General features: G+C 64.5%; 5 protein-coding genes. All 5 read right to left on the reverse strand.

Going from position 1 to position 7,104, the window contains the following annotated elements; all coding sequences use genetic code 11:
• Positions 1-129: 129 nt before the first annotated feature.
• Positions 130-1,395 (reverse strand): SMP-30/gluconolactonase/LRE family protein, encoded by a 1,266-nt coding sequence (locus tag H8B02_RS43465; RefSeq protein ID WP_229171932.1) that lies wholly within the window; start codon positions 1,393-1,395, stop codon positions 130-132.
• Between the two features lie 387 nt (positions 1,396-1,782).
• Positions 1,783-2,406, reverse strand: coding sequence for a flavin reductase family protein (locus H8B02_RS43470; RefSeq protein WP_229171933.1), 624 nt, complete (start codon positions 2,404-2,406; stop codon positions 1,783-1,785).
• A 169-nt stretch (positions 2,407-2,575) separates the two neighbouring features.
• On the reverse strand, positions 2,576-3,184 hold the full coding sequence (locus H8B02_RS43475) for a TetR/AcrR family transcriptional regulator (RefSeq protein WP_229171934.1): 609 nt from the start codon (positions 3,182-3,184) through the stop codon (positions 2,576-2,578).
• A gap of 21 nt (positions 3,185-3,205) precedes the next feature.
• Positions 3,206-6,343 (reverse strand): efflux RND transporter permease subunit, encoded by a 3,138-nt coding sequence (locus tag H8B02_RS43480; RefSeq protein WP_229171935.1) that lies wholly within the window; start codon positions 6,341-6,343, stop codon positions 3,206-3,208.
• A gap of 57 nt (positions 6,344-6,400) precedes the next feature.
• A partial coding sequence (locus H8B02_RS43485; protein WP_229171936.1) for an efflux RND transporter periplasmic adaptor subunit occupies positions 6,401-7,104 on the reverse strand: 704 nt, incomplete at its 5' end.

Consider the following 7,104-nt stretch of genomic DNA (forward strand, 5'->3'; position numbering starts at 1 on the left):
CCCTTGGGAGAGGTCGCGCGCAGCGCCGGGTGAGGGGTGACGGTCTCTCGTGAGAGCAGCGTCCCCTCACCCGATTTGCTGCGCAAATCGACCTCTCCCCAGCGGGGAGAGGTGAAGTAAAGATCGCGGCTAGGCCGGCCCGGCGCCCTGGGTCGCGGTATAGACCGCATACAGCGACTGGCTTGCGGCCATGAACAGGCGGTTGCGCTTGGGGCCGCCGAAGGTGATGTTGCCGCAGACCTCGGGCAGCCGGATGCGGCCGAGCAGCTTGCCTTCCGGCGACCACACCGTCACGCCGTTGTAACCGACCGCGCGGCCGGCGTTGCTCGAGCACCAGACATTGCCGTTGACGTCGCAGCGGATGCCGTCCGGTCCACACTTCACGCCGTCGATCGTGAAATCGCTGAACCGCTTGCCGTTGACGGGCTTGTTGTCAGCGCCGACATCGAACACGAAGACGTCACCCTTGCCGCCGGGGCCGGTGTCGCCCGGTCCCTTGCCGGTCGAGACGACGTAGAGTTTCTTGTAGTCAGGCGAGAAGCAGAGGCCGTTCGGATCCGGCACCTGGTCCTCGCTCACCACGAGATCGACGTGGCCCGAGGGATCGATGCGATAGCAATTGGTCGGCAGTTCGCGCTTGGCCGGCGCGAAGCCCGCGGGCTGCCCGATCCGCGGGTTGAGCTTGCCGGCCGCGTTGCTCGGGCCACCGGCCGCGTCAGGCTCGCCCTCGTAGAGCTGGCCGCCATAGGGCGGATCGGTGAACCAGTAGCTGCCGTCGGGATGCGCGACGATGTCGTTCGGCGAGTTCAGCCGCTTGCCTTGGTAGTTATCGGCAAGCACGGTCGCAGTGCCGTCATTCTCGTAGCGCGTCACCCGGCGGGTGAGATGTTCGCAGGAGAGCTGGCGGCCCTGGAAGTCGAACGAATTGCCGTTCGAGTAGTTCGACGGCGTGCGGAACACGCTGACATGGCCGTCATCCTCCGACCAGCGCATCTGCCGGTTGTTCGGGATGTCGCTCCACAGCAAATAGCGGCCCTGCGAACTCCAGGCCGGGCCTTCCGCCCACAACAGCCCGGTATGGAGACGCTTGATCGAGGTGTTGGGCTGGGCAAGATCGTTGAAGGACGGATCGACCGCGATGATGTCGGGGTCCCAGAAATAGGTGGTCGGCGCACCACGCGGACTGAAGTCGCGCGGCGGGCTGGTGATGGTTGTCGGCGGTCCGACCGGCGCGGGCGCGTTCTGAGCCAGCGCGCTGCTGACGCCGGCTGCGGCAGCGGCCACCCCCACCGCCAATCCCTGGACGAGTGTTCGACGTGAAACGTTCGGATCGCGCCGCTCTTCCTTCTGGCCGCTTTGCGCGCCCTTTGGACCGCTCCGCTCCTGGCGTGTCATCGCATCCTCCCACTGTGTTCGCCGGCCGTTGATCCGGCCTGGCGCGCGGGAGGTTAGACCGCTCGCTCGGAGGTTGCGAGTGACGGTTTTTCATCACTGCGGGCGGAAATTTCACATTGTTGCGATGCAAGCCGTCGTTGCGGATCGAGCGAGTGCGCCGTAGAGCGACGTTCTTACCTCGCCCCGCTTGCTGGGAGAGGCATTAGCCGTCGTCGGCGGCCGTTCTAAAGAACGCCGAAGCAGGGCTTCGGCTATGACGCATCGCGAGATGCGTTCCGGGTGAGGGGGTACAGGTCTCGCTACGTTCGCAACGCGTGGAGGCGGCCCCTCACCTCAACCCTCTCCCCGCAAGAGCGGGAGACGGAGAGGGAGAGGATAGAGCAGCACTCAATCCGGCCGGATCATCTCGAACATGTTCTCCGGCTTGATCTCGAAATAGTCGCCGCGGCGGCCGGCGCGGACGATCGGGTGCGCGAGACCGGTCTGATAGACGCCGTCCTTGATGAAGGCCTTGTCGATGTGGACGGCGACCACCTCGCCGAGTGTCAGCCAGGCCTCGGCCTTCCTGCCGTCGGCGCCCTGGAGCTGGACGATCTGGCTCACCTTGCATTCGAACGACACCGGGCTCTCGGCAACGCGCGGCACGTTGACCAACTTGCCGGCGACCTGCGTGAGCCCTGCGAGCTTGAACTCGTCGACATCGCGCGCGACATGCGCCGCGGTCGCATTCATGTGCTTGGCGAGATCCATCGTCGCCAGGTTCCAGACGAACTCGCCGGTGTCCTGGATGTTGGCGACGCTGTCCTTCCAGTTGGTGGAGGAGAAGCCGATGATCGGCGGCACGTAGCAGAAGGCGTTGAAGAAGCTGTAGGGCGCGAGGTTGACGTTGCCGCCCTTGTCGCGCGAGGAGATCCAGCCGATCGGCCGCGGCGCCACGATGGCATTGAACGGGTCGTGCTTCAGGCCGTGGCCGTTCTTCGGCTCGTAGAAATGCAGGTCTTTTGCGGTCACGGCTGGCTTCTCTCTCGTTTTCAACGCTCGTCATTCCGGGATGCGCCGTTAGGCGCAGGCCCGGAATCCATACTCACGATGGTGGTTATGGATTCCGGGCTCGCGCCACGGAATGACGAATGAGATAAATGACGCAAGAGTCAACTGACGAAAACGTCAGTGCCGGCGCTCAGTTGGCGCGGGTGCGCGGCGACAGGCCGGCGATCACGAAATCGATCATCTGGTCGATGGTTGGGCCCGGCTTAGTGGCACATTGAGCGATCATCTGCGGGTGGAAGAACCGCATCATCGCCGTGCAGGCGCACAGCGCGGCAAGCTCCAGATCCTTGACCTCGAATTCGCCCGACGCCGCGCCTTGCGCGATCACCTGGCCGATAGTCATGGCGATCAGCTCCATATGGGCAGTGCAGACTTCCCAGTCCTCCTGCATCGCGATCTCGACCATCTCGTGCAGCTTGGAATCGCCGACATAGCGCTCGGTGTTCATGCGATTGATGGTCGTCATCATCTGGCGCAAGCGCGTCGCGGCCGGCCCTTCCGACCGGGCAATCCGCTGCGCCTCGATCTCGACCTCGCCCATCAGGCTGCGCGCCACGCCTTCGTGGATCGACTTCTTCGAATCGAAGAAGCGATACACGTTGGCGGGGCTCATCCGCAGCTCTTTGGCGATGTCGGCGACCGTGGTCTTCTGGTAGCCGATCTGCCGGAACAAGCGCTCCGCCACCACGAGAATCCGCTCGCGGGTGTCGGTTTCGCTATGTTCCGAGATCAGTGTCATGTTGGCCTGCTCAATCTTCAATTATTCGGCCGCCTCAGCAAGTGGAAATGCGAGTTGTCCCTCACCCGCATGCTGCGGCGCAGTATTGACTTGCTCGGGGCCGCTTGCGTCCAAGGTCTTGCGGAACCAAAGGGCGTAAAGGCCCGGCAGATACAGCAAGGTCAGGAAAGTCGCAACAAACAAACCGCCCATGATGGTGATCGCCATCGGGCCCCAGAACGCCGAGCGCGACAGCGGGATCATGGCGAGGATCGCCGCGAGCGCGGTCAGCACCACGGGCCGGGCGCGCCGGACGGTGGCCTCGACGATCGCCTCTCGCCGGGTCAGGCCGGAGGACACGTCGCTCTCGATCTGATCGACCAGGATGACCGCGTTGCGCATGATCATGCCGGCCAGCGCAATCAGGCCGAGCAGCGCCACGAAGCCGAACGGCTGGTTGGCGACGTTCAACCCGAGCGAGGCGCCGACGATGCCGAGCGGCGCGGTCAGGAACACCAGCGTCAGGCGCGAGAAGCTCTGCAGCTGGATCATCAGCAGCGTCAGCATCACCATCACCATCACGGGGAAGAGGATGAAGATCGACGCATTGCCCTTGGCGGATTCCTCGAACGCCCCGCCCGGCTCGATCCGGTAGGCCGGCTCGAGATGGGCCTGGATGTCCTTCAGCTTCGGCGAGATCTGGTTGGTGACGTCGGGCGCCTGCACGCCGTCGACGACGTCGGAGCGCACGGTGATCGCCATGTCGCGGTTGCGCCGCCACAGGATCGGCTCCTCATGCGCATATTCGATCTTGGCGATCTGCTGCAGCGGCACCGCCACGCCGTTCCGCGTGGTGATCGTGAGATCGCCGACGCGGCCGAGATCGAGCCGCTCGGACGGCACCGCACGGGCAACCACGCCGACCTTCTCGATGCCGTCGCGGATGGTGGTGACCGGCGCGCCCGAGATCAGCATCGCCAGCGCCTGCGAGACATCCTGCGGGGTCAGGCCGAGCGCGCGCGCCCGATCCTGGTCGACGGCGAGTTTCAAATAGGGCGACTGCTCGTTCCAGTCGAGCTGGACGTCCTTGACGTTCTTGTTCTGGCGCATCACCTCGCGCACCTGGTAGGCGATGTCGCGCACCTTGTTGGCATCCGGCCCGATCACGCGGAACTGGACCGGGAAACCGACCGGCGGACCGAAGTTGAAGCGATCGACCCGGACCCGCGCCTCGTTCAGCGCGCCGTAGGCGGCGGCCTGCTCGATCTTCGCCTTGACGCGCTCGCGCGCCTCGACGTTCTTGGCAAGGATCACGATCTCGGCAAAGGCCTCGTTCGGCAGTTGCGGGTTGAGGCCGAGCCAGAAGCGCGGCGAGCCCTGGCCGACATAGGCAGTATAGGTCTGGATGTCCTGGTCGTCCTTCAGCAACCCTTCGGCCTGCTTCACCGCCTTCTCGGTGACGTTGAAGGCCGTGCCCTCGGGCAGACGAAGCTGCAGGAACAGCTCGGGCCGCTCCGACAGCGGGAAGAACTGCTGCTGGACGTGGCCGAAGCCCACGATCGAAAGCACGAAGACGCCGACGGTCGCCACCACCACCTTGATGCGGTGATCGACGCACCACTGCACCACGCTGCGCAGGCCGCGATACATCCGCGTCTCGTAGATCGCGTGCGGATCGTGGTTCTGGTGCACCTTGATGTTCGGCAGCAGCTTGACGCCGATATAGGGCGTGAAGATCACCGCGACGAACCAGGAGGCGACGAGCGCAATCGCCACGATCCAGAAGATGCCGCCGGCATATTCGCCGACCGCCGAATTGGCAAAGCCGATGGGGAGGAAGCCAGCGGCTGTGACCAGCGTTCCCGTGAGCATCGGAAACGCGGTGGATTCCCAGGCAAAGGACGCCGCCTTCATGCGGTCCCAGCCCTGTTCCATTTTCACCACCATCATCTCGACCGCGATGATGGCGTCGTCGACCAGGAGGCCGAGCGCAATGATCAGCGCGCCGAGCGTGATGCGGTGCAGATCGAGCGACATCGCGTTCATCACGATGAAGACGATGCCTAGCACCAGCGGCACCGAGAGTGCCACCACGATGCCGGTGCGCCAGCCGAGCGCGACAAAGGAGACGAACAGCACGATCGCGAGCGCCTCGACGAAGGAGTGCACGAACTCGCCGACGGCGTGCTCGACCACCTTGGGCTGGTCGGCGATCTGCTGGATATCGACGCCCTGCGGCACCGCCTTCAGGAACTCGGCGGTCGCCTGCTGGACCTCCTTGCCGAGCTCGAGGATGTTGGCGCCCTTGGCGGTGACGACGCCGATGCCGAGCGCCTGCTTGCCTTCCTGACGCACCTTGAAGCTCGGCGGATCGACATAGCCGTGAGAGACGGTTGCAATATCGCCGAGCCGGAACACGCGGCCGTTGCTCTCGACCGGCGTTTCGGCAACCGCCTTGACGCCGTCAAGCGCGCCGGTGACGCGCAGCGGCACGCGCTGCGAAGAGGTCTCGACGGTACCGGCCGGCGTGACATTGTTCTGCTTGGCGAGCGAATCGAACAGCGCCTGCGGCGTGATGCCGAGCGTCGCCAGCTTGGCATGCGAGAACTCGACGAAGATGCGCTCGTCCTGGGTGCCGTAGAGGTCGATCTTGGTGACTCCAGGCACCTTCAGCAGGCGCTGACGGAATCCTTCGGCGACCTTCTTGAGCTGCGCATAATTGGCGCCGTCACCGGTCATCATATAGAGGATCGAATCGACGTCGGAGAATTCGTCGTTGACGACAGGACCGAGGATGCCGGAGGGCAGTTCGCCCTGCACATCGACCAGCTTCTTGCGCAAGAGATAGAAGAGATAGGGCACGTCCTTCGGCGAGGTCGAATCCTTGAAGGAGACCTGCATCGCCGTGAAGCCCGGCTTGGAATAGGTCTGCACCTTGTCGAAGAACGGCAGCTCCTGCAGCTTCTTCTCGATCGGATCGGCGACCTGCATCTGCATTTCCTGCGAGGTCGCGCCCGGCCACATCACCGAGACGTTCACCACCTTGACGGTGAAGAACGGATCCTCGGCGCGGCCGAGCTTCTGATAGGAGAAGAAGCCGGCGGCGCCGAGGATGATCATCAGGAACAGCACCAGCGTCGGATGGCTGACCGCCCAGGCCGAAAGGTTGAAGCGCTTCATCGAACTCTCCAAGTTCTAGACCAAGTCCCAGAACCGTTTCTGCTGATATTGCGAGGATCAGAACGACAGCGACGAGACGACCCGGACCTTCTGGCTCGGATCGAGTTTCTGCACGCCGAGGGCGACCACCTTGGCGCCATCGTCGACGCCGCCGGAGATGACGACGTTGTTGCTCTCATAGGCCTTCACCTTGACCGGCTTCAGCGCGATGTCGCCCTTGTCGTCGACGATGTAGAGCGAGGGATCGCCGCCCTGGCTGTACAGCGCCGACAGCGGCAGCTTGGCGACCCGTTCGGTCGCCTTGTCGGCCAGGGTCAGGGTTGCGGTCATGCCGAGCGAGACGGCCTCGTCGGCGTCCGGCAGCGAGAATTTCGCGAGATAGGTGCGGGTGGCGGGATCGGCCTGCGGCGCGACCTCGCGCAGCTTGGCTGCATAGGTCTTCTTGGCATCCGACCACAGCGTCACCGTGGCAACGCCCGACCTGGCACGAGCGAGAAGCGTCTCGGGGATCGCGACGACAGCTTCCTTCTCGCCAAGTCGGGCGACACGGATCGAAGCCTGGCCCGCGGCAACCACCTGGCCGGGCTCGATCATGGTCGCGGTGACGACACCCCTCGTGTCGGCCACCAGCGTTGCATAAGAGAGGGAATTCTTGGTCAGCTCGACCGAGCGCTCGGCGCGGTTCAGCCGCGCCCGCGCCTCGTCGCCGGCGGCCTTTGCGGAATCGAGCGCCGCATCGGTGGCCCAGCCCTTGGCCTTCA

Origin of the sequence: Bradyrhizobium altum (assembly GCF_020889705.1) — a bacterium.
GTDB classification, from domain to species: Bacteria; Pseudomonadota; Alphaproteobacteria; order Rhizobiales; family Xanthobacteraceae; genus Bradyrhizobium; species Bradyrhizobium altum.

Bases quoted from the DNA above. Each gene is read 5' to 3' on its own strand.
- H8B02_RS43465 (WP_229171932.1), bottom strand. From the start codon at position 1,395: ATGACACGCCAGGAGCGGAGCGGTCCAAAGGGCGCGCAAAGCGGCCAG.
- H8B02_RS43475 (WP_229171934.1), bottom strand. From the start codon at position 3,184: ATGACACTGATCTCGGAACATAGCGAAACCGACACCCGCGAGCGGATT.
- H8B02_RS43480 (WP_229171935.1), bottom strand. From the start codon at position 6,343: ATGAAGCGCTTCAACCTTTCGGCCTGGGCGGTCAGCCATCCGACGCTG.